Origin of the sequence: Pseudomonas sp. M20, from assembly GCF_045037865.1 — a bacterium.
Classification (GTDB): domain Bacteria; phylum Pseudomonadota; class Gammaproteobacteria; order Pseudomonadales; family Pseudomonadaceae; genus Aquipseudomonas.
Genome location: NZ_CP173611.1, coordinates 4,777,832 through 4,798,325, shown reverse-complemented (window position 1 = coordinate 4,798,325; position 20,494 = coordinate 4,777,832). Strand labels below are relative to the sequence as shown.

General features: G+C 57.6%; 19 protein-coding genes. 16 read left to right on the top strand and 3 right to left on the bottom strand.

From position 1 onward, the window contains the following. Positions 1-435: a type II toxin-antitoxin system RatA family toxin gene (locus tag ACI514_RS21405; RefSeq protein ID WP_053117014.1), complete on the top strand. Its 435-nt coding sequence runs from the start codon at positions 1-3 to the stop codon at positions 433-435. After that, positions 428-742, top strand: a complete 315-nt coding sequence (locus ACI514_RS21400) for an RnfH family protein (protein WP_405122321.1) — start codon at positions 428-430, stop codon at positions 740-742. The genes ACI514_RS21405 and ACI514_RS21400 overlap by 8 nt, the downstream gene beginning before the upstream one ends. 59 nt (positions 743-801) lie before the next feature. Here ACI514_RS21400 and ACI514_RS21395 read toward each other — a convergent pair whose 3' ends face one another. Then, a complete protein-coding gene (locus ACI514_RS21395) occupies positions 802-1,329 on the bottom strand; it encodes an outer membrane protein assembly factor BamE (RefSeq protein WP_160055773.1) in 528 nt (175 codons plus the stop codon). Positions 1,330-1,426: 97 nt separating this feature from the next. Here ACI514_RS21395 and fur point away from each other — a divergent pair, with 97 nt between their 5' ends. After that, positions 1,427-1,831 carry a ferric iron uptake transcriptional regulator gene (fur, locus tag ACI514_RS21390; protein ID WP_064119476.1) on the top strand — a complete coding sequence of 135 codons (405 nt, stop codon included), beginning with the start codon at positions 1,427-1,429 and terminating at the stop codon, positions 1,829-1,831. 82 nt (positions 1,832-1,913) lie between these two features. Here fur and recN read toward each other — a convergent pair whose 3' ends face one another. Next, positions 1,914-3,587 (bottom strand): DNA repair protein RecN, encoded by a 1,674-nt coding sequence (gene recN / locus ACI514_RS21385; protein ID WP_405122320.1) that lies wholly within the window; start codon positions 3,585-3,587, stop codon positions 1,914-1,916. A gap of 240 nt (positions 3,588-3,827) precedes the next feature. Here recN and grpE point away from each other — a divergent pair, with 240 nt between their 5' ends. The 8 genes from grpE to ACI514_RS21345 all read left to right on the top strand — a co-directional run bounded on the left by grpE (position 3,828) and on the right by ACI514_RS21345 (position 14,299). After that, positions 3,828-4,394: a nucleotide exchange factor GrpE gene (grpE, locus tag ACI514_RS21380; protein ID WP_007915219.1), complete on the top strand. Its 567-nt coding sequence runs from the start codon at positions 3,828-3,830 to the stop codon at positions 4,392-4,394. 102 nt (positions 4,395-4,496) lie between these two features. Continuing rightward, on the top strand, positions 4,497-6,413 hold the full coding sequence (gene dnaK / locus ACI514_RS21375) for a molecular chaperone DnaK (protein ID WP_007915221.1): 1,917 nt from the start codon (positions 4,497-4,499) through the stop codon (positions 6,411-6,413). Between the two features lie 297 nt (positions 6,414-6,710). Beyond that, positions 6,711-7,835 (top strand): molecular chaperone DnaJ, encoded by a 1,125-nt coding sequence (dnaJ, locus tag ACI514_RS21370; protein WP_160055779.1) that lies wholly within the window; start codon positions 6,711-6,713, stop codon positions 7,833-7,835. A gap of 9 nt (positions 7,836-7,844) precedes the next feature. After that, positions 7,845-8,651, top strand: a complete 807-nt coding sequence (gene dapB, locus ACI514_RS21365; protein ID WP_160055781.1) for a 4-hydroxy-tetrahydrodipicolinate reductase — start codon at positions 7,845-7,847, stop codon at positions 8,649-8,651. Positions 8,652-8,908: 257 nt separating this feature from the next. Then, positions 8,909-10,045, top strand: a complete 1,137-nt coding sequence (gene carA / locus ACI514_RS21360) for a glutamine-hydrolyzing carbamoyl-phosphate synthase small subunit (RefSeq protein WP_007915228.1) — start codon at positions 8,909-8,911, stop codon at positions 10,043-10,045. Positions 10,046-10,171: 126 nt separating this feature from the next. Further along, on the top strand, positions 10,172-13,393 hold the full coding sequence (gene carB, locus ACI514_RS21355) for a carbamoyl-phosphate synthase large subunit (protein WP_405122319.1): 3,222 nt from the start codon (positions 10,172-10,174) through the stop codon (positions 13,391-13,393). Next, positions 13,390-13,866: a transcription elongation factor GreA gene (gene greA, locus ACI514_RS21350; protein WP_064119469.1), complete on the top strand. Its 477-nt coding sequence runs from the start codon at positions 13,390-13,392 to the stop codon at positions 13,864-13,866. Before carB ends, greA begins: the two co-directional genes overlap by 4 nt. A 28-nt stretch (positions 13,867-13,894) precedes the next feature. After that, positions 13,895-14,299: an MFS transporter gene (locus tag ACI514_RS21345; RefSeq protein WP_405122318.1), complete on the top strand. Its 405-nt coding sequence runs from the start codon at positions 13,895-13,897 to the stop codon at positions 14,297-14,299. Between the two features lie 9 nt (positions 14,300-14,308). On the opposite strand, the gene ACI514_RS21340 is transcribed toward ACI514_RS21345, so the two are convergent. After that, the gene (locus tag ACI514_RS21340; protein WP_007915235.1) at positions 14,309-14,617 is read right to left on the bottom strand and encodes a YhbY family RNA-binding protein; all 309 of its coding nucleotides are present in this window, start codon (positions 14,615-14,617) and stop codon (positions 14,309-14,311) included. A 101-nt stretch (positions 14,618-14,718) separates the two neighbouring features. Between ACI514_RS21340 and rlmE the strand changes: the two genes are divergently transcribed. From rlmE to tpiA, 5 genes are all read left to right on the top strand, one after another. Continuing rightward, positions 14,719-15,348: a 23S rRNA (uridine(2552)-2'-O)-methyltransferase RlmE gene (gene rlmE / locus ACI514_RS21335; protein WP_105705404.1), complete on the top strand. Its 630-nt coding sequence runs from the start codon at positions 14,719-14,721 to the stop codon at positions 15,346-15,348. 202 nt (positions 15,349-15,550) lie between these two features. Next, complete coding sequence (gene ftsH / locus ACI514_RS21330; RefSeq protein ID WP_160060049.1) at positions 15,551-17,455, top strand: ATP-dependent zinc metalloprotease FtsH; 1,905 nt, start codon at positions 15,551-15,553, stop codon at positions 17,453-17,455. A gap of 8 nt (positions 17,456-17,463) precedes the next feature. Beyond that, positions 17,464-18,315, top strand: coding sequence for a dihydropteroate synthase (gene folP, locus ACI514_RS21325; protein WP_160055785.1), 852 nt, complete (start codon positions 17,464-17,466; stop codon positions 18,313-18,315). Between the two features lie 16 nt (positions 18,316-18,331). Next, positions 18,332-19,669, top strand: a complete 1,338-nt coding sequence (gene glmM / locus ACI514_RS21320; RefSeq protein WP_064119464.1) for a phosphoglucosamine mutase — start codon at positions 18,332-18,334, stop codon at positions 19,667-19,669. Positions 19,670-19,734: 65 nt separating this feature from the next. After that, positions 19,735-20,490, top strand: coding sequence for a triose-phosphate isomerase (tpiA, locus tag ACI514_RS21315; RefSeq protein ID WP_016986498.1), 756 nt, complete (start codon positions 19,735-19,737; stop codon positions 20,488-20,490). Positions 20,491-20,494: the final 4 nt, after the last annotated feature.

Sequence of the window (20,494 nt, the reverse complement as noted above, 5' to 3'; positions counted from 1 at the left end):
ATGACGACACATATTCAACGATCGGCGTTGCTGCCGTACCCGGCGCAATTTCTCTACGACCTGGTCAACGACGTGGCCCGTTACCCGGAATTTCTGCCGTGGTGCTCGGCTGCCGAAGTGCTGGAAAGCTCGCCGGAGCATATGCGCGCCAGCGTTGGCGTGGCCAAGGGCGGCCTTAGCCAGCATTTTGTCACGCGCAATACATTGGTGCCGGGACAGTCGATCGAGATGAACCTTGAAGAAGGGCCGTTCAATCAACTGCACGGCGTTTGGGTGTTCAAGGCGTTGAACGAGAAGGCCTGCAAGATCAGTCTGGATCTGTCGTTCGACTATGCCGGGCCGCTGGTGCGCGCCACGTTGGGTCCGCTGTTCAATCAGGCGGCCAATACGCTGGTGGATGCGTTCTGTCAGCGCGCCAAGCAGATACATGGTTGAACCGGTGATCGAGATAGAAGTGGTGTACGCGGCCGTGGATCGTCAGGTTTTACGCGCTGTCAGCGTAAATGAGGGCGCCACGGTGCGGGCTGCGGTGCTTGCATCGGGTATTGGTAGCGAGTTTCCTGAGCTGAATCTGGCGGAGTGCGCGCTGGGCATCTTTGGAAAAGTAGTTGCTGACCCGGATTCGCGGGTGATTCAGGCGGGAGATCGCATCGAGATTTATCGCCCGTTGCTTGCCGATCCTAAAGAGGTACGGCGCTTGCGGGCGGCCAAGGCTGCCGAAGCCAAGGCTCGAAACGCGTAAAAGCCAAATCACAGGCAATAAAAAACCCGGTATTTCCGGGTTTTTTATTGCCTCGCAAATTATTGCGGCGAGGTGTCCAGCGGCTCTGGTGTCGGAACCGGAACGGTTTCCACACCATCGACGTCCTTCTGGATCTGATCCAGCAAGGAACCTGGCTTGACCGGTTTTTCCGGTTCTGGCTTCTCGGCGTTTTCAGCAGGAGTCGACACGGTCGTGCCACTGTCCTTGCCGAGAATGGCTTCGTCACGGCTTACGCCCGGCATAAAGTCACCGGACAGGCTGACAAGCTGGTCGTTTGAGTTGAAAATAACGCTGACGCGTTCCTGTTGGCGTTCACCGCCACCCGGTTGCAGGCTGTACAGATAATCCCAGCGATCGGCATGGAACGTGTCGACAAGCAGAGGGTTACCCATGATAAACCGTACTTGCGGCCGGGTCATTCCCGGGCGTAACTGGTCTATCATGTCCTGCGTGACGACATTGCCCTGCTGGATGTCGATTTTGTAAACCCCGGGGAATGAACAACCGGCGAGTGCGAGCAGTCCCACAAAGGTGAAACTGGTTAGCAAGAGCTTGGTGTTTTGCATCGGTGGGCGACTTCCACTATCTTGGCTGGGACAACGTAAACGCCGATCATACCCGCATTAAGAGAAGCTGCGAAGCAGCATCGCGAGAAAGCTGACCATGGTTGAAAATAGCGAACTACGCAAAGCCGGCCTTAAAGTGACCCTGCCACGGGTCAAGATCCTGCAAATGCTCGACTCCACCGAGCAGCGTCACATGAGTGCCGAGGACGTCTACAAGGCGTTGATGGAAGCTGGCGAGGACGTCGGTCTGGCCACGGTTTACCGTGTTCTGACCCAGTTCGAAGCGGCTGGCCTCGTGGTCCGTCACAACTTCGACGGCGGCCACGCGGTATTTGAACTGGCTGACGGTGGCCACCACGACCATATGGTCAACGTGGAAACCGGTGAAGTCGTCGAATTCGTCAGCATTGAAATCGAAAAGCTTCAGAAGGCAATTGCCGAGGAGCACGGTGTCGAGTTGGTGGATCACAACCTGGTGCTGTACGTGCGCAAGAAAAAGTAAGCATGTCGCGCGAATTTCACATTCGCGAAACGAACGAAGGCGACCCAAGGGTCGCCTTCGTGCTTTCTATTGTTTCCAAATCTTAAACTTTCGCGGTGACGACCATTTTTTTCGCGTGAGCCAGGGATTCCTTGGTCAGGTCGATGCCGCCGAGCATCCGTGCCACTTCTTCTATACGATCATTTTTGCTGAGCTTGGATACGGCGGTATGCGTTGCCTGATCGCCGCGCACCTTGTGCACGAACAAGTGTTGATGACCCTGCGCCGCGACTTGCGGCAGGTGCGTCACCGTCAAAACCTGGCCGCGCTCACCCAAGCGACGTAGCAACTGACCGACAATCTCCGCTGTCGGGCCACCAATACCCACATCGACTTCGTCGAACACCAGCGTTGGTACGCGGGATGTCTGCGCGGTGATCACCTGAATCGCCAGGCTGATCCGTGACAGTTCGCCGCCGGAAGCGACTTTTGCCAGCGCCTTTAGCGGTTGGCCCGGGTTGGCGCTGACCAGCAGCTCAACCTGTTCCAGCCCGTTGGGCAATAACTCATCACTGCTGTTGGCCTTCAATTCGATGGTGAATCGACCACCCGGCATACCCAGTCGCTGAATCTCCTGCTCAACCGCGCTGGCGAGACTGCCGGCAGCCTGATGCCGCAAATCGCTCAGTTCCCGCGCCTTCTCTTGATAGTGGCGGGCGTATGAGGCCAGCTCTTCACCCAGGCGCTCGATGGATTCGTCATTGGCGTTGAGGGTTTCGATTTCATCCAGCAGTTTCTGCTGCATTTCACCGACTTCGGTGGGTTGAATTCGATGCTTGCGCGCCAAGGTGTAGATCGCGTCGAGACGTTCTTCCAGATATTGCAGGCGCGCCGGATCGGCATCGAAGTTGTCGAGGAAACGATTGAGTTCGCCTACGGCCTCTTCGACCTGGATCTGCGCGCTGGTCAGCAAACTGCTGGCTTCGCCCAGTGCGCCAACGGAATTGTTCACGCTCGACAGGCGATTGAGGCTGGCGGTCAGCGCATTCAGCACATTGCCGGAATCGCTTTCGCTGCATTGCTCGACCACTTGCCGACAGATGCCTAGCAGGGTTTCAGCGTTGGTCAGGTTTTTGTGTTCCTGCTCCAGTTGCTCCAGTTCGTTATCGCCCAAGCCGAGATTTTCCAGCTCTTCCAGTTGATAGCTGAGTAATTGATGGCGGGCGCGTTGTTCGTCACCGGAATTGGAGAGACGTTCCAGCTCCTGGCGAGTCTGGCGCCAGCGCTGGGCGGCGAGTTGAACCTGGCGGGCAAGATCGTTGGCGCCGGCATATTCGTCCAGCAAGCGGCGATGAGTATCGGTTTTCAGCAGGGATTGGTGTTCGTGCTGGCTGTGGATATCGATCAACAACTCGCCCAATGACTTGAGGTCGCCGAGTGGGCAGGGCGTGCCATTGATGTATCCGCGTGAACGACCTTCCGAGGTGATTACCCGGCGCAGAATGCACGGGCCATCAGTATCCAGATCGCGCTCGGCCAGCCACGCGCTGGCTTCAGGAATGTCCGCCAAATCAAAGGTTGCGAGGATATCTGCCTTGTCAGCGCCGGGACGGACCACGCCGCTGTCGGCGCGATCACCCAAGGTCAGGCCCAGTGCGTCGAGCATGATCGACTTGCCGGCGCCGGTTTCGCCCGTGATCACGCTCATCCCGCGATCGAGTTCGAGATCGAGATGTTCAACGATGGCGTAGTTATGTACGGACAGGTGCACCAGCATAAAGGCCGCTCCCAAGCTAAAGGTCTGGTTATTTATACAGTGTTTCGTTTCGCGCTGACAATGCCCTCCCTTAGCTCGATTTGCTTGAACCGCAGATTTGCTTAGCTCATCGAGGAATGAAGATTCGACACTTTTTTGTAGGGTTAATGTTTGCAGGCCCTTGAAGCCTGATTTTGCGGCCCCATATATCGGGGCAGAAGCGCGAGTCAGGCTCGCGGACGAAATTGAAAGGAGAATTCTATGGCTGACGAACAGACAGTAGATACGCAAAACCCAGAAGCCAATCAGGCGCCCGAAGGTTCGGGTGATGACCTGGCGACCCGTGTACAAGTGCTCGAAGAGCAATTGGCCGCCGCGCAGGATCAATCTCTGCGTGTTGCTGCTGATCTGCAGAACGTCCGTCGCCGTGCCGAGCAGGACGTCGAGAAGGCGCACAAGTTTGCCCTGGAAAAATTTGCCGGCGACCTGTTGCCGATCGTCGACAGCCTGGAGCGCGGCCTCGAGCTGTCGAACCCGGACGACGAAAGCATTCGTCCGATGCGCGAAGGCATTGAGCTGACGCTGAAAATGTTCCACGACACCCTCAAGCGTTATCAGCTGGAAGCGATCGATCCGCACGGCGAACCGTTCAACGCCGTTCAGCATCAAGCGATGGCCATGCAAGAAAGCGCCGACGTAGAACCGAACAGCGTTCTGAAGGTGTTCCAGAAGGGCTACCAGCTCAACGGTCGCCTGCTGCGTCCGGCCATGGTTGTGGTCAGCAAGGCGCCTGCGCCAATTTCGCCTTCGATTGACGAGAAGGCTTGAAATTAGCCGCAAGGCCCCCATTTAGAAGTCAAGCGTTTAAGTATTACCGCAGTCAGCCACCACTGCTGCGGCAAAAAAATCCAAAGTTTCGGGAGAGTTAACATGGGCAAAATTATCGGTATCGACCTGGGGACTACCAACTCCTGCGTCTCCGTGCTGGAAAACGGCAAAGCAAAAGTTATTGAAAACGCTGAAGGCGCGCGTACCACGCCGTCGATCATCGCTTACGCCAACGATGGCGAAATTCTGGTAGGTCAGTCGGCCAAGCGTCAGGCTGTGACCAACCCGCACAACACCCTGTACGCAGTAAAGCGTCTGATCGGTCGTCGTTTCGACGAAGAAGTTGTGCAGAAAGACATCCAGATGGTCCCTTACAAGATCGTCAAGGCTGACAACAACGACGCCTGGGTTGAAGTGAACGGCCAGAAAATGGCACCGCCACAAATCTCGGCTGAAATTCTGAAAAAGATGAAGAAGACCGCCGAAGACTACCTCGGCGAGACCGTGACCGAAGCGGTGATCACCGTTCCGGCCTACTTCAACGACAGCCAGCGTCAGGCGACCAAAGACGCCGGCCGCATCGCCGGTCTGGACGTAAAACGCATCATCAACGAACCGACCGCAGCTGCTCTGGCTTACGGTATGGACAAGGCCAAGGGCGATCACACCGTGATCGTTTATGACCTGGGTGGCGGTACCTTCGACGTTTCCGTGATCGAGATCGCTGAAGTTGATGGCGAGCACCAGTTCGAAGTTCTGGCCACCAACGGTGACACGTTCCTCGGTGGTGAAGACTTTGACATTCGTCTGATCGACTACCTCGTTGACGAATTCAAGAAAGAAAGCGGCATGAACCTCAAAGGTGACCCGCTGGCCATGCAGCGCCTGAAAGAAGCCGCTGAGAAAGCCAAGATCGAGCTGTCGTCCGCTCAGTCGACCGACGTCAACCTGCCGTACATCACTGCAGACGCGACCGGTCCTAAGCACCTGAACGTGAAGATCTCGCGTGCCAAGCTCGAAGCACTGGTTGAAGACCTGGTTCAGCGCACCATCGAACCTTGCCGCATCGCCATGAAAGACGCTGGTCTGGACGTTGGCGCGATCAACGACGTGATTCTGGTCGGTGGTCAGACCCGTATGCCGCTGGTGCAGAAGCTGGTTACTGATTTCTTCGGTAAAGAAGCGCGTAAAGACGTTAACCCGGACGAAGCTGTTGCCATGGGTGCAGCGATTCAGGGCGCCGTTCTGGCCGGTGACGTGAAAGACGTTCTGCTGCTCGACGTCAGCCCGCTGACCCTGGGTATCGAAACCATGGGTGGCGTGATGACCGCGCTGATCGAGAAAAACACCACGATTCCTACCAAGAAATCGCAAGTGTTCTCGACTGCCGACGACAACCAGGGCGCTGTGACCATTCACGTGCTGCAGGGCGAGCGTAAGCAAGCCACTCAGAACAAGTCCCTGGGCAAGTTCGACCTGGCCGACATTCCACCTGCTCCACGTGGCGTGCCGCAGATCGAAGTGACCTTCGACATCGACGCTAACGGCATCCTGCACGTTGGTGCGAAAGACAAGGCGACCGGCAAGACTCAGTCGATCGTGATCAAGGCCAACTCCGGTCTGTCCGACGAAGAAATCGAGCGCATGGTGCGTGACGCCGAAGCCAACGCTGAGGAAGACCGCAAGTTCGAAGAGCTGGCCGCTGCCCGTAACCAGGGTGATGCACTGGTTCACTCGACGCGCAAAATGATTGCTGACGCGGGCGACAAAGTCACCGCCGAAGAGAAGACTGCGATCGAAGCCGCTGTGGTTGCTCTGGAAGCCGCTGTCAAAGGCGACGACAAGGCTGCTATCGAAGCCAAGGTTGAAGAGCTGTCGAAAGTCTCCGCTCCGGTTGCTCAGAAGATGTACGCCGAACAGGCGCAGCCAGCTGATGGTGCAGCCCCGCAAGGCGAATCGGCTGAGAAGGCTGACGACGTTGTCGATGCAGAGTTCGAAGAAGTCAAAGACCACAAGTAAGTTGTTGGTCGGCCGGTTGACTGCCTTTAGGCAGTGACTGGTAGGATGTCGCCGCGCGGGAGCTAGCTCCCGCGTTGGCGTATCTGGAATACGCGAATTTTTACAGCATGCGACAAGGTTCGGATGTTGGTGGTATGGCCGGGAATGCTCCTGCTTTTCGTGCCGAAAGTACCGCAAGAAACAAAGACCAGGATCGTTGAATTGACGTGAGTTGGGTCCGGGCCTGTATTGGGGCTCAACGAGTTTGGCGATCCTCAGGAGGGGTTTGCCGAACGTCCTCAAGAGTGCAGAAGACTTATGGCAAAGCGTGACTATTACGAAGTGTTGGGTGTTGAGCGCGGCTCAAGCGATGCGGACCTGAAAAAGGCTTACCGTCGTCTGGCGATGAAGCACCACCCGGACCGTAATCCCGATGACAAAGCGTCGGAAGAAATGTTCAAAGAGGCCAACGAGGCCTACGAAGTGCTGTCCGACTCCAGCAAGCGTGCGGCGTACGACCAGTACGGTCATGCCGGTGTCGACCCGAGCATGGGTGGCGGCGGTGCCGGTTTCGGCGGTCAGAACTTCTCGGACATCTTTGGTGATGTCTTCAGTGATTTCTTCGGTGGCGGTCGCGGCGGTTCCCGTGGCGGCGCTCAGCGTGGCAGCGACTTGCGCTACACCCTGGAGCTGAATCTGGAAGAAGCGGTGCGCGGTACGTCGGTGAATATCCGCGTTCCGACACTGGTCAATTGCAAGCCGTGCGACGGTTCGGGTGCCAAGAAGGGCTCCTCGCCATCGACGTGCCCGACCTGTGGTGGCATCGGTCAGGTGCGCATGCAGCAGGGCTTCTTCTCGGTGCAGCAAACCTGCCCGCGTTGCCATGGCCAGGGCAAGATCATTTCCGATCCGTGCGACTCCTGCCACGGTGACGGTCGCGTTGAAGAGTACAAAACCCTGTCGGTCAAAGTGCCGGCCGGCGTCGACACCGGCGACCGCATTCGTCTGTCCGGCGAAGGCGAGGCGGGTTCGCAGGGCGGGCCGACTGGCGACCTGTATGTAGTCATCAACGTGCGCGAGCACGACATCTTCCAGCGTGATGGCAAACATCTGTTCTGCGAAGTGCCGATCAGCTTCGTCGATGCGGCGTTGGGCGGCGAGTTGGAAATTCCGACCCTCGACGGTCGCGTCAAACTGAAAATTCCCGAAGGCACTCAGACCGGCAAGCAGTTCCGCGTGCGCGGTAAAGGCGTGGCGCCGGTACGTGGCGGCGGTGCGGGCGACTTGATGTGCCGTGTGGCAGTCGAGACGCCGGTCAATCTGAATCGTCGTCAGCGCGAACTGCTGGAAGAGTTCCGCAGCTCGCTGGCGGACGACAACAGCCACTCGCCGAAAACCACTGGCTGGTTCGACGGTGTGAAGCGCTTCTTCGGCGATCTGTAAGGAGTCCGCATGCGACGTATAGCTGTGATGGGCGCTGCTGGGCGCATGGGCAAGATTCTGGTCGAAGCCGTGCAGCAGCGCGCGCCGCTGACCGGGTTGACCGCTGCCGTGGTTCGTCCGGGCAGTACGCTGATCGGCGTTGATGCCGGTGAGCTGGCCTCGCTGGGTCGTATCGGCGTGCCGCTGTCCGGGCATATCGAAGCTGTGGCTGAAGAGTTCGATGTATTGATCGACTTCACCCTGCCGGAAGTTATGCTGAAAAACCTCGCGTTCTGCCGCAAGGCAGGCAAAGCGATGGTTATCGGTACCACTGGCCTCGACGCTGGGCAGAAACAGTTGCTGGCCGAGGCGGGCAAGGATATTCCGATCGTGTTCGCGGCCAACTTCAGTGTCGGCGTCAATCTGTCGCTGAAATTGCTCGATATGGCGGCGCGCGTGCTGGGTGATGAAGCGGACATCGAAATTATCGAAGCTCATCACCGTCACAAGATCGATGCGCCGTCGGGTACGGCGTTGCGCATGGGTGAAGTGATTGCCAGTGCGCTGGATCGTGATCTGCAGAAGGTTGCTGTTTACGGTCGAGAAGGTCACACCGGCGCTCGTGAGCGTGAAACCATCGGCTTCGCCACTGTGCGTGGTGGTGATGTGGTCGGTGATCACACCGTGCTGTTCGCCTGTGAAGGTGAGCGTCTGGAGATCACGCACAAGGCTTCGAGTCGCATGACTTTTGCCAAGGGCGCGGTACGTGCTGCGTTGTGGCTGGATGGTCGTGAGCCGGGTCTGTATGACATGCAAGACGTGCTCGACCTGCGTTGATACACTGCTGAACCCGGCGCAAACGCCCTGTTTGCGCTGGTTTTTCTCCGCTTGGCGACGACCTGTCGCATTCTCCGGCCTTTTAGGCTCTTTAGCGGTGGACCAAAAAAGCCTTTTTCTGTAAGCTACAGCTTTAGTGTGTCCACTAAAAGCGCGCAGAATAATTCAGTGAAGAAGCGGGGTGACGTGTCCATACGTCACTCCGCTTTTTTACAACCTGCGATCGCCCTTTCATGCGTTATTTACGGGAGGTCTTCTTGACTAAGCCAGCCATACTTGCCCTTGCTGATGGCAGCATTTTTCGCGGCGAAGCCATTGGTGCCGACGGTCAAACCGTTGGTGAGGTGGTGTTCAACACCGCAATGACCGGCTATCAGGAAATCCTTACCGATCCTTCCTACGCCCAACAGATCGTTACCCTGACTTACCCGCACATCGGCAACACCGGCACCACTCCGGAAGATGCCGAGTCCGACCGCGTCTGGTCCGCTGGCCTGGTCATCCGTGACCTGCCGCTGGTAGCGAGCAACTGGCGTAACACGATGTCCCTGTCCGACTACCTGAAAGCCAACAACGTTGTGGCCATCGCCGGTATCGACACCCGTCGCCTGACCCGTATCCTGCGTGAAAAAGGCGCTCAGAACGGCTGCATCATGGCCGGCGACAACATCTCCGAAGAAGCGGCCATCGCCGCTGCGCAAGGCTTCCCGGGCCTGAAAGGCATGGACCTGGCGAAAGTCGTCAGCACCAAGACCCAATACGAATGGCGCTCGACTGTCTGGGATCTGAAGACCGACAGCCACGCGACCATCGACGCTTCCGAGCTGCCTTACCACGTGGTTGCTTACGACTACGGCGTCAAGGTCAACATCCTGCGCATGCTGGTCGAGCGCGGCTGCCGCGTCACCGTGGTGCCGGCTCAGACCCCGGCCGCTGATGTGCTGGCACTGAAGCCGGACGGCGTGTTCCTGTCCAACGGCCCGGGTGACCCGGAGCCATGCGACTACGCGATCAAGGCGATCAAGGAAGTGCTGGAAACCGAAATTCCGGTATTCGGCATCTGCCTCGGTCACCAACTGCTGGCTCTGGCCTCCGGCGCCAAGACCCTGAAAATGGGCCATGGCCACCACGGTGCCAACCACCCGGTGCAGGATCTGGACACTGGCGTGGTGATGATCACCAGCCAGAACCACGGCTTCGCGGTCGACGAAGAAACCCTGCCAGCCAATGTGCGTGCGATCCACAAATCGCTGTTCGACGGCACCCTGCAAGGCATCGAGCGCACCGACAAGAGCGCGTTCAGCTTCCAGGGCCACCCTGAAGCGAGCCCCGGCCCGAACGATGTCGCGCCACTGTTCGACCGCTTCATCAACGAGATGGCCAAGCGACGCTAAGCGTTCGCCTTGAGACTGTAGAGAGAAGCCCCTCGAGGGCGGCCCCGACACCGGTGGCCCCCTCGAGACTTCAGAAATCGATCAAGACGGCTTGCCGACTGACCTGCGGATTTGAGTGACAAACCCATGCCAAAACGTACAGACATTAAAAGCATCCTGATTCTCGGCGCTGGCCCGATCGTTATCGGCCAGGCCTGCGAATTCGACTACTCCGGCGCCCAGGCCTGCAAAGCCCTGCGCGAAGAGGGTTACCGCGTCATCCTGGTGAACTCCAACCCGGCCACCATCATGACCGACCCGGACATGGCCGACGCCACCTACATCGAACCGATCAAGTGGCAGACCGTTGCCAAGATCATCGAAAAAGAACGTCCGGACGCGGTGCTGCCAACCATGGGCGGCCAGACCGCTCTGAACTGCGCCCTGGACCTCGAACGCGAAGGCGTTCTGGAAAAGTTCGGCGTAGAAATGATCGGCGCCAACGCTGACACCATCGACAAGGCTGAAGACCGTTCGCGTTTCGACAAGGCGATGAAATCCATCGGCCTGGCGTGCCCGCGTTCCGGTATCGCCCACAGCATGGAAGAGGCCAACGCGGTTCTCGAAACCCTCGGCTTCCCGTGCATCATTCGTCCGTCCTTCACCATGGGCGGCACCGGTGGCGGTATCGCTTACAACCGTGAAGAGTTCGAAGAAATCTGCGCCCGTGGTCTGGACCTGTCGCCGACCAAAGAGCTGCTGATCGACGAATCGCTGATCGGCTGGAAAGAATATGAAATGGAAGTTGTCCGCGACAAAAAGGACAACTGCATCATCGTCTGCTCGATCGAAAACTTCGACCCGATGGGCGTGCACACCGGTGACTCGATCACCGTTGCTCCAGCGCAAACCCTGACCGACAAGGAATACCAGATCCTGCGTAACGCCTCCCTGGCGGTACTGCGCGAGATCGGCGTCGAGACTGGCGGCTCCAACGTTCAATTCGGTATCTGCCCGAACACTGGCCGCATGGTCGTGATCGAGATGAACCCGCGCGTATCGCGTTCCTCGGCCCTGGCTTCGAAAGCCACCGGTTTCCCGATTGCAAAAGTCGCGGCCAAACTGGCTGTGGGCTACACCCTCGACGAACTGTCGAACGACATCACCGGCGGCAAGACTCCGGCGTCCTTCGAGCCGTCGATCGACTACGTTGTGACCAAGCTGCCGCGCTTTGCCTTCGAGAAATTCGCCAAGGCTGACGCGCGACTGACCACTCAGATGAAGTCGGTTGGTGAAGTCATGGCCATCGGCCGTACCTTCCAGGAATCCCTGCAGAAAGCTCTGCGCGGTCTGGAAGTCGGCGTTTGCGGTCTGGACGAGAAGCTCGACCTGAGCAACCCGGAAAGCATGAGCGTGCTCAAGCGCGAACTGACCGTGCCGGGCGCCGAGCGTATCTGGTACGTGGCGGACGCTTTCCGCGCCGGCATGACCGTCGAAGAAATCTTCGCCATGAACATGATCGACCCTTGGTTCCTGGTACAGATCGAAGATCTGATCAAGGACGAAGAGAAGGTCAAGACCCTCGGTCTGTCCGCGATCGACCGCGACCTGATGTACAAGCTCAAGCGCAAAGGCTTCTCCGATCAGCGTCTGGCCAAGCTGCTGGGTGTGACCGAAAAGAACCTGCGCACGCACCGTCACAAGCTGGAAGTGTTCCCGGTTTACAAGCGCGTTGACACCTGCGCCGCCGAGTTCGCCACCGACACCGCATACCTCTACTCGACTTACGAGGAAGAGTGCGAAGCCGCGCCTTCGGGTCGCGACAAGATCATGATTCTGGGTGGCGGTCCGAACCGTATCGGCCAGGGCATCGAGTTCGACTACTGCTGCGTGCACGCCGCCCTCGCTCTGCGCGAAGACGGCTACGAAACCATCATGGTCAACTGCAACCCGGAAACCGTTTCCACTGACTACGACACTTCCGACCGTCTGTACTTCGAATCGGTAACCCTCGAAGACGTGCTGGAAATCTGCCGCGTCGAGAAGCCGAAAGGCGTGATCGTCCAGTACGGTGGTCAGACTCCGCTGAAACTGGCGCGTGCCCTGGAAGCGGCTGGCGTGCCAATCATCGGCACCAGCCCTGACGCTATCGACCGTGCCGAAGACCGTGAGCGCTTCCAGCAAATGGTTGAGCGCCTGAACCTGCGTCAGCCGCCAAATGCCACCGTGCGCAGCGAAGACGAAGCGATTCGTGCCGCCAGCAAGATCGGCTACCCGCTGGTAGTGCGCCCATCCTATGTCCTGGGTGGTCGCGCGATGGAAATCGTTTACGAAGAAGAAGAGCTCAAGCGCTACCTGCGTGACGCGGTGAAAGTGTCCAACGACAGCCCGGTGCTGCTCGACCACTTCCTCAACTGCGCCATCGAGATGGACGTGGATGCGGTCTGCGACGGCAAAGACGTGGTGATCGGCGCGATCATGCAGCACATCGAACAGGCTGGCGTTCACTCCGGTGACTCCGCTTGCTCGCTGCCGCCGTACTCGCTGCCGGCGCACATCCAGGACGAGATGCGCGAACAGGTCAAGAAAATGGCTCTGGAACTGGGCGTTGTCGGCCTGATGAACGTGCAGTTGGCTTTGCAGGGCGAAGACATCTACGTCATCGAAGTCAACCCGCGCGCTTCGCGTACCGTACCGTTCGTGTCGAAGTGCATCGGTGTCTCCCTGGCCATGATCGCTGCCCGCGTGATGGCTGGTAAGACCCTGAAAGAAATTGGCTTCACCAAGGAAATCATCCCGAACTTCTACAGCGTGAAAGAGGCGGTGTTCCCGTTCGCCAAATTCCCTGGCGTTGACCCGATCCTCGGCCCAGAGATGAAGTCGACCGGTGAAGTGATGGGCGTCGGCGACACCTTCGGTGAAGCATTCGCCAAAGCCCAGATGGGCGCCAGCGAAGTGCTGCCGACCGGCGGTACTGCGTTCATCAGCGTTCGCGACGATGACAAGCCTCTGGTTGCAGGCGTGGCCCGCGATCTGATCAACTTGGGTTTCGAAGTGGTTGCCACTGCCGGTACTGCCAAGCTAATCGAAGCCGCAGGCCTGAAAGTGCGCCGTGTGAACAAGGTGACCGAGGGTCGTCCGCACGTGGTCGACATGATCAAGAATGACGAAGTCACCCTGATCATCAACACCACCGAAGGTCGTCAGTCGATCGCTGATTCGTACTCCATTCGTCGTAATGCCTTGCAGCACAAGATTTACTGCACCACCACTATTGCTGCTGGCGAAGCTATCTGTGAAGCGCTGAAGTTCGGTCCGGAAAAGACCGTGCGTCGCTTGCAGGATCTACACGCAGGATTGAAGGCATGATCAAATACCCAATGACTGTCCAGGGCGCTAAAGCCCTGGAAGAAGAACACGCTCACCTGACCAAGGTCGTTCGTCCGAAGCTCAGCCAGGACATCGGTACGGCCCGCGAGTTGGGTGACTTGAAAGAAAACGCTGAATACCATGCCGCACGCGAACAGCAGGGCATGGTCGAAGCGCGGATTCGTGATATCGAAGGCCGGATTCAGAATCAGGTCATCATTGACGTCACGTCGATTCCGCACACCGGCAAAGTGATTTTCGGTACTACCGTCGAAATCGCCAACGTCGAGACCGATGAAAGCGTCACTTACCACATCGTGGGTGAGGATGAGGCTGACTTCAAACTCGGCAAGATTTCGGTTGGCTCGCCTTTGGCCCGTGCCTTGATTGGCAAGGAAGAGGGCGATGTGGTCGCCGTGAAAACGCCGAGCGGCGTGATCGAGTACGAGATTGTCGAAGTCCGTCACATCTGAAAAAGGGCGCCCGCTGCATGCGGGCGCCATGCTTTGGCAGCTGGCCCAGATGCTTTGGGTCGGCGGTCTATGGCTGATACATCTCGGTTTGCAGCCGGCTCTGGGCCAGATTGGCCTGGCACCGTTGCTGATCGATGAAGTCGCCAGTGCATTTGAAGTGCTGGTGGTAGGTTTTGCCGCAGCATGCGTTATTTTTCAGGCTTTGGTGCTGGTACAGGCCGAGGGCCTTGCCAGTCTATGGCGAGATTTTCGTGGGCAGGTGCTGTTGATGGCTTTGTATGCGTGTGCGATGTTTGTCGCAGTGCGTGTCGGCTGGCCGGATGCGCAGCGCTGGCAGGTGTTCAGTTATCTGGTTCTGGGGTTTTCCGGGCTGGTGCTGGTAATGCAGCCGGTGCCAGGATGGAGTGGCAGGGTGCGCGAAGCACACCCTTGACCCTTGTCATCACTTGAAGCGATGAACGTTCGACAGTTGCTTGTTGACGCTGAAGTTCTTGCGGTAAATCAGTGCCATCTTGCCGATGACCTGCACCAGGTCCGCTTTGCCAACCTTGCACAGCTCTGCGATGTGCGCGAGGCGCGATTCGCGATCGAGGATATTGAGCTTGATTTTGATCAGCTCGTGATCCGCCAAAGCGCGTTCAAGTTCGGCTAAAACACCTTCAGTCAAACCGTTGTCAGCTACCGTCAAAACTGGTTTGAGGTGGTGGCCAATGGATTTGTACTGTTTCTTCTGCTCTGGAGTGAGCGGCATAATCTGACCCTTTCGTCTGGATTCTGTAAAATGGCGGCCATTTTACCCGAGGGCTCGTGGATCCGCCCAATTAATCACGACCCTTATCAACGAGGTGCCCAATGGCGCGTTCCAAGACAAGCCTTGGTTGGCTGAAAAGACATGTCAACGATCCTTATGTGAAACAAGCGCAGAAGGATGGCTACCGCTCGCGTGCGAGTTACAAACTTCTGGAAATCCAGGAGAAATACAAGCTGATCCGCCCTGGCATGAGCGTTGTCGATCTAGGTGCAGCGCCCGGGGGCTGGTCGCAGGTCACCAGCCGCCTGATCGGCGGTCAGGGCCGTTTGATCGCATCGGACATTCTGGAAATGGACAGTATTCCTGACGTGACCTTCATTCACGGAGACTTCACCGAGGACGAAGTGCTCGGGCGAATCCTTGAGGCTGTGGGTAATTCGCAGGTGGACCTTGTGATTTCCGATATGGCCCCCAATATGAGTGGTACGCCTGAAGTGGATATGCCGAAGGCCATGTTCCTGTGCGAGCTGGCACTTGATCTGGCGGAGCGGATCCTCAAGCCAGGTGGCAATTTTGTGATCAAGATTTTTCAGGGTGAAGGATTTGATGTTTACCTGAAGGACGCTCGCAAGAAGTTCGACAAGATCCAGATGATCAAGCCGGACTCCTCTCGTGGCACCTCTCGCGAGCAATACATGCTGGCTTGGGGTTATCGCGGGCGTAGTGAGTAAAACGAGGTTTTTGTGCGGGGTGATAGGTTTTTAGTATTTCGCCCGGCTAGCATTAACGAATATTGTGTAGAAAGTGTTTCACAAAGGGTTACAGACGGCGCCTGCCAGAGTCGTAGGTAATGTAGTAAGTTAGGCCGGTGAATATCATGCGAAGCGCGCGCCAGTAGCGGAGCTTGCTTCAGAGGGTAGTTAATTGAACGATATGGCAAAGAATCTGATCCTGTGGTTGATCATCGCGGCTGTCCTGGTGACGGTGATGAACAACTTCTCCAGCCCTAACGAGCCGCAGACCCTCAACTATTCCGACTTCATCCAGCAGGTCAAGGATGGCAAGGTCGAGCGCGTAGCGGTTGATGGCTATGTAATCACCGGCAAACGCAATGATGGCGACAGCTTCAAGACCATTCGTCCGGCAATCCAGGACAATGGCCTGATCGGCGATCTGGTCGACAACCACGTTGTGGTTGAAGGCAAGCAGCCTGAACAGCAAAGCATCTGGACCCAGCTTCTGGTGGCCAGCTTCCCGATCCTGGTGATCATCGCGGTGTTCATGTTCTTCATGCGCCAGATGCAGGGCGGTGCTGGCGGCAAGGGCGGACCGATGAGCTTCGGCAAGAGCAAGGCGCGCCTGCTCTCCGAAGACCAGGTAAAAACCACATTGGCTGACGTCGCCGGTTGCGACGAAGCCAAGGAAGAAGTCGGTGAGCTGGTTGAATTCCTCCGTGATCCGGGCAAGTTCCAGCGCCTGGGCGGCCGTATTCCTCGCGGTGTGCTGATGGTCGGTCCTCCGGGTACCGGTAAAACCTTGCTGGCCAAGGCGATTGCCGGCGAAGCCAAGGTTCCGTTCTTCACCATCTCCGGTTCCGATTTCGTCGAAATGTTCGTCGGTGTCGGTGCCAGTCGTGTACGTGACATGTTCGAGCAGGCGAAGAAGCACGCGCCTTGCATCATCTTTATCGATGAAATCGACGCCGTCGGTCGCCATCGTGGCGCCGGCATGGGTGGCGGTCACGACGAGCGCGAGCAGACTCTTAACCAGTTGCTGGTTGAGATGGACGGCTTCGAAATGAACGATGGCATCATTGTTATCGCTGCAACCAACCGTCCAGACGTACTCGACCCTGCGCTGCTGCGTCCGGGCCGTTTCGACCGTCAGGTCGTGGTTGGTTTGCCGGATATCCGTGGTCGCGAACAAATCCTCAAAGTACACATGCGCAAAGTGCCAATGGGTGACGACGTCGCTCCGGCCGTTATCGCGCGTGGTACTCCGGGCTTCTCGGGTGCTGACCTGGCTAACCTGGTCAACGAAGCGTCTTTGTTCGCTGCACGTAGTGGCAAGCGCATCGTCGAAATGAAAGAGTTCGAACTGGCCAAAGACAAGATCATGATGGGCGCCGAGCGCAAGTCGATGGTCATGTCCGAAAAAGAGAAGCAGAACACCGCTTATCACGAAGCTGGCCACGCCATCGTGGGTCGCGTCGTGCCTGAGCATGATCCGGTGTACAAGGTGTCGATCATTCCGCGCGGCCGTGCGCTGGGTGTGACCATGTTCCTGCCGGAAGAAGATCGCTACAGCCTGTCCAAGCGCGCATTGATCAGTCAGATCTGCTCGCTGTACGGCGGCCGTATTGCAGAAGAAATGACTCTGGGCTTCGACGGTGTAACTACAGGCGCCTCTAACGACATCATGCGTGCCAGCCAGATCGCACGGAACATGGTGACCAAGTGGGGTCTGTCGGAAAAGCTCGGTCCGTTGATGTACGCCGAAGAAGAGGGTGAAGTATTCCTCGGTCGCGGTGGTGGCGGTCAGGCTGCCAGCTTCTCCGGCGAGACAGCCAAGCTGATCGACTCCGAAGTGCGCAGCATCATTGACCAGTGCTATGGCACGGCCAAGCAGATCCTCACGGACAACCGTGACAAGCTCGATGCCATGGCTGATGCACTGATGAAGTACGAAACGATCGATGCTGAACAGATCGACGACATCATGGCTGGTCGTACACCTCGCGAGCCTCGTGACTGGTCAGGTGGCACCGGTACGCCGCCACCTGTGGTTCGAGACGAGCGTCCGGAAACACCGATTGGCGGCCCGGCTGCTGACGTTTAAGGTTTGAAATGACTTCTGTACAGTCCCTGACCCGGTTGCCTTGCGGCAACCGGGTTCTTGATTTGGCCCAGACGCATGTCATGGGTATCCTCAATGTCACCCCTGATTCTTTCTCCGACGGCGGCCAATACAGTCAGCTGGATGCGGCGTTGCGTCACGCCGAAGCCATGGTTGCAGCCGGTGCGACGCTGATTGATGTCGGTGGCGAATCCACGCGTCCTGGCGCGCGAGCAGTCTCTCCGCTTGAAGAGCTTGAGCGCGTCGCACCGGTCGTCGAGCTGATCAATCGCGAGCTTGATGTGATCATCTCGGTGGATACGTCTACACCTGCCGTCATGCGCGAAACTGCGCGGTTGGGTGCCGGGTTGATCAACGACGTGCGCTCGCTACAGCGCGATGGTGCGCTGGATGCAGCGGCGGCTACCGGTTTGCCTGTGTGTCTCATGCATATGCTCGGTGAGCCCGGGGATATGCAGGACAATCCGCAGTATCGGGATGTCACGCGCGAAGTCGGCGAGTTTCTCGCTGAGCGTATGGCGCAATGTGCGGCGGCAGGTATTCCTGCCGAGCGGATCATTCTCGATCCGGGTTTCGGTTTCGCCAAAACCCTGCAGCACAATCTAAGCTTGTTCAAGCACATGGAAGCCCTGCATGCATTGGGCAGGCCCTTGCTTGTCGGAGTTTCTCGAAAGAGCATGATCGGACAGGCTTTGAATCGTCCTGTCGGCGAGCGGCTGCATGGTGGCCTGGCGCTGGCGGCACTGGCGTCGGTAAAAGGTGCGCGCATATTGCGTGTCCATGATGTTGCAGAAACGGTAGACGTGGTGCGGATGATCGCGGCCGTGGAATCAGCCGAATAAGAATGATGGAGCACTTATGAGCAAGAAATACTTTGGTACTGACGGCATTCGTGGTCGAGTCGGTGAATACCCGATTACTCCTGACTTCATGCTCAAGCTCGGCTGGGCGGCCGGCATGGCCTTTCGCAAGATGGGTGCCTGTAAGGTACTTGTCGGCAAGGACACGCGGATTTCCGGTTATATGTTCGAATCGGCACTTGAGGCTGGTCTGACATCGGCGGGAGCCGATGTCATGCTGCTGGGTCCTATGCCAACGCCGGCTATCGCTTATCTGTCACGCACGTTCCAGGCTGAGGCCGGTATCGTGATCAGTGCTTCGCACAACCCGCATGACGATAACGGCATCAAATTCTTCTCCGGTAAGGGCACAAAGCTGCCGGATGAGCTGGAGTTGATGATCGAAGAGTTGCTCGATACCCCCATGACGGTGGTTGAATCGAGCAAGATCGGCAAAGTGTCGCGAATCAATGATGCGTCAGGTCGCTACATTGAGTTCTGCAAGAGCAGTGTGCCAACCGGCACCAGTTTTTCCGGCCTTAAAATCGTCATCGACTGTGCGCATGGCGCGACCTATAAAGTTGCTCCGAGTGTCTTCCGGGAACTGGGTGCAGAAGTCGTCGTATTGTCGGCCCAGCCCAATGGTCTGAACATCAACGAGAATTGCGGCTCGACTCATATGGGGCAGTTGCAGGCGGCGGTGCTTGCAGAGCACGCCGATCTGGGTATCGCTTTTGATGGCGACGGCGATCGGGTGTTGATGGTCGATCACACTGGCGCCATCGTTGATGGCGATGAATTGTTGTTCATCATCGCCCGTGATCTGCACGAGCGTGGCAAATTGCAGGGCGGTGTCGTCGGCACCCTGATGAGTAATCTGGGGTTGGAACTCGCGCTGGCGGATCTTTCGATTCCGTTCATTCGCGCCAATGTCGGCGACCGCTACGTGATCGCCGAACTGCTTGAGCGCAATTGGCTGGTCGGTGGCGAGAATTCGGGACATATCGTTTGCTTCAATCACACAACCACCGGTGATGCGATCATCGCGGCTTTGCAAGTGCTGATGGCGCTTAAGACCCGTAATGAAGGACTTGCGCAAACACGCCAGGCTTTGCGCAAGTGTCCTCAGGTGCTGATCAATGTACGTTTCGGTGGTGGCGAGAGTCCGCTGGAGCACCCGGCTGTCAAGGAAGCAAGTGCACGTGTAACCCAGGCAATGGCCGGGCGTGGTCGCGTGCTTTTGCGCAAGTCCGGGACAGAGCCGTTGGTGCGCGTCATGGTCGAAGGTGAGGACGAAACTCAGGTTCGCAACTATGCCGAAGAGCTGGCAAAACTGGTAACTGAAGTTTCTGCCTGATACGGCTTGCAAGCCATGATTGTGTTGGGTAACATCTGCGCCCACTTTGACCGACGAGGTACAGCATGCGTCGCCCTATGGTAGCTGGTAACTGGAAGATGCACGGTACCCGCGCCAGCGTCGCTGAGCTGATCAACGGCCTTCGTCATCTGGCCTTGCCAAGCGGTGTTGATGTCGCGGTATTCCCGCCTTGCTTGTATATCAATCAAGTGATTGATGGCTTGAAAGGCAAGTCGATTTCGGTCGGCGCGCAGAATTCTGCGGTGGAATCCATGCAAGGTGCATTGACCGGTGAAATTGCTCCGAGTCAGTTGGTAGATGCAGGTTGTTCTCTTGTGCTTGTCGGGCACTCCGAGCGCCGCCAGATAATGGGCGAGCGGGACGGTATGCTGAATCGCAAGTTTGCAGCTGCGCAGGCATGTGGCTTGATTCCGGTGTTGTGTATAGGGGAAACCCTTGAGCAGCGCGAAGCCGGGAAAACTCTTGAAGTTGTCGGGCGTCAGCTGGGCAGCATCATCGAGGAGCTGGGTGTCGGTGCTTTTGCCAAGGCAGTTATTGCTTACGAGCCGGTCTGGGCTATTGGTACCGGACTGACTGCGACGCCACAGCAAGCTCAGGATGTGCATAAAGCCATTCGCGAGCAGCTGGCGGCAGAGAATTCTGAAGTCGCACGAGGTGTGCGGCTTCTATACGGCGGCAGCGTGAAGGCGGCCAATGCGGTCGAACTGTTCGGCATGCCGGATATCGATGGGGGGCTCATTGGTGGGGCTTCCCTGAATGCAGATGAGTTCGGTGCGATTTGTCGCGCCGCGGGAAACTGAAAAA

Excerpts from the sequence above, each read along its gene's own strand:
- greA (WP_064119469.1), top strand. The coding sequence starts at position 13,390 with ATGATCAAATACCCAATGACTGTCCAGGGCGCTAAAGCCCTGGAAGAA.
- dnaJ (WP_160055779.1), top strand. The coding sequence starts at position 6,711 with ATGGCAAAGCGTGACTATTACGAAGTGTTGGGTGTTGAGCGCGGCTCA.
- grpE (WP_007915219.1), top strand. The coding sequence starts at position 3,828 with ATGGCTGACGAACAGACAGTAGATACGCAAAACCCAGAAGCCAATCAG.
- ACI514_RS21345 (WP_405122318.1), top strand. The coding sequence starts at position 13,895 with ATGCTTTGGCAGCTGGCCCAGATGCTTTGGGTCGGCGGTCTATGGCTG.
- tpiA (WP_016986498.1), top strand. The coding sequence starts at position 19,735 with ATGCGTCGCCCTATGGTAGCTGGTAACTGGAAGATGCACGGTACCCGC.
- ACI514_RS21340 (WP_007915235.1), bottom strand. The coding sequence starts at position 14,617 with ATGCCGCTCACTCCAGAGCAGAAGAAACAGTACAAATCCATTGGCCAC.
- carB (WP_405122319.1), top strand. The coding sequence starts at position 10,172 with ATGCCAAAACGTACAGACATTAAAAGCATCCTGATTCTCGGCGCTGGC.
- ACI514_RS21395 (WP_160055773.1), bottom strand. The coding sequence starts at position 1,329 with ATGCAAAACACCAAGCTCTTGCTAACCAGTTTCACCTTTGTGGGACTG.
- ACI514_RS21400 (WP_405122321.1), top strand. The coding sequence starts at position 428 with ATGGTTGAACCGGTGATCGAGATAGAAGTGGTGTACGCGGCCGTGGAT.
- folP (WP_160055785.1), top strand. The coding sequence starts at position 17,464 with ATGACTTCTGTACAGTCCCTGACCCGGTTGCCTTGCGGCAACCGGGTT.
- dnaK (WP_007915221.1), top strand. The coding sequence starts at position 4,497 with ATGGGCAAAATTATCGGTATCGACCTGGGGACTACCAACTCCTGCGTC.
- rlmE (WP_105705404.1), top strand. The coding sequence starts at position 14,719 with ATGGCGCGTTCCAAGACAAGCCTTGGTTGGCTGAAAAGACATGTCAAC.
- ACI514_RS21405 (WP_053117014.1), top strand. The coding sequence starts at position 1 with ATGACGACACATATTCAACGATCGGCGTTGCTGCCGTACCCGGCGCAA.
- ftsH (WP_160060049.1), top strand. The coding sequence starts at position 15,551 with ATGGCAAAGAATCTGATCCTGTGGTTGATCATCGCGGCTGTCCTGGTG.
- recN (WP_405122320.1), bottom strand. The coding sequence starts at position 3,587 with ATGCTGGTGCACCTGTCCGTACATAACTACGCCATCGTTGAACATCTC.
- fur (WP_064119476.1), top strand. The coding sequence starts at position 1,427 with ATGGTTGAAAATAGCGAACTACGCAAAGCCGGCCTTAAAGTGACCCTG.
- dapB (WP_160055781.1), top strand. The coding sequence starts at position 7,845 with ATGCGACGTATAGCTGTGATGGGCGCTGCTGGGCGCATGGGCAAGATT.
- glmM (WP_064119464.1), top strand. The coding sequence starts at position 18,332 with ATGAGCAAGAAATACTTTGGTACTGACGGCATTCGTGGTCGAGTCGGT.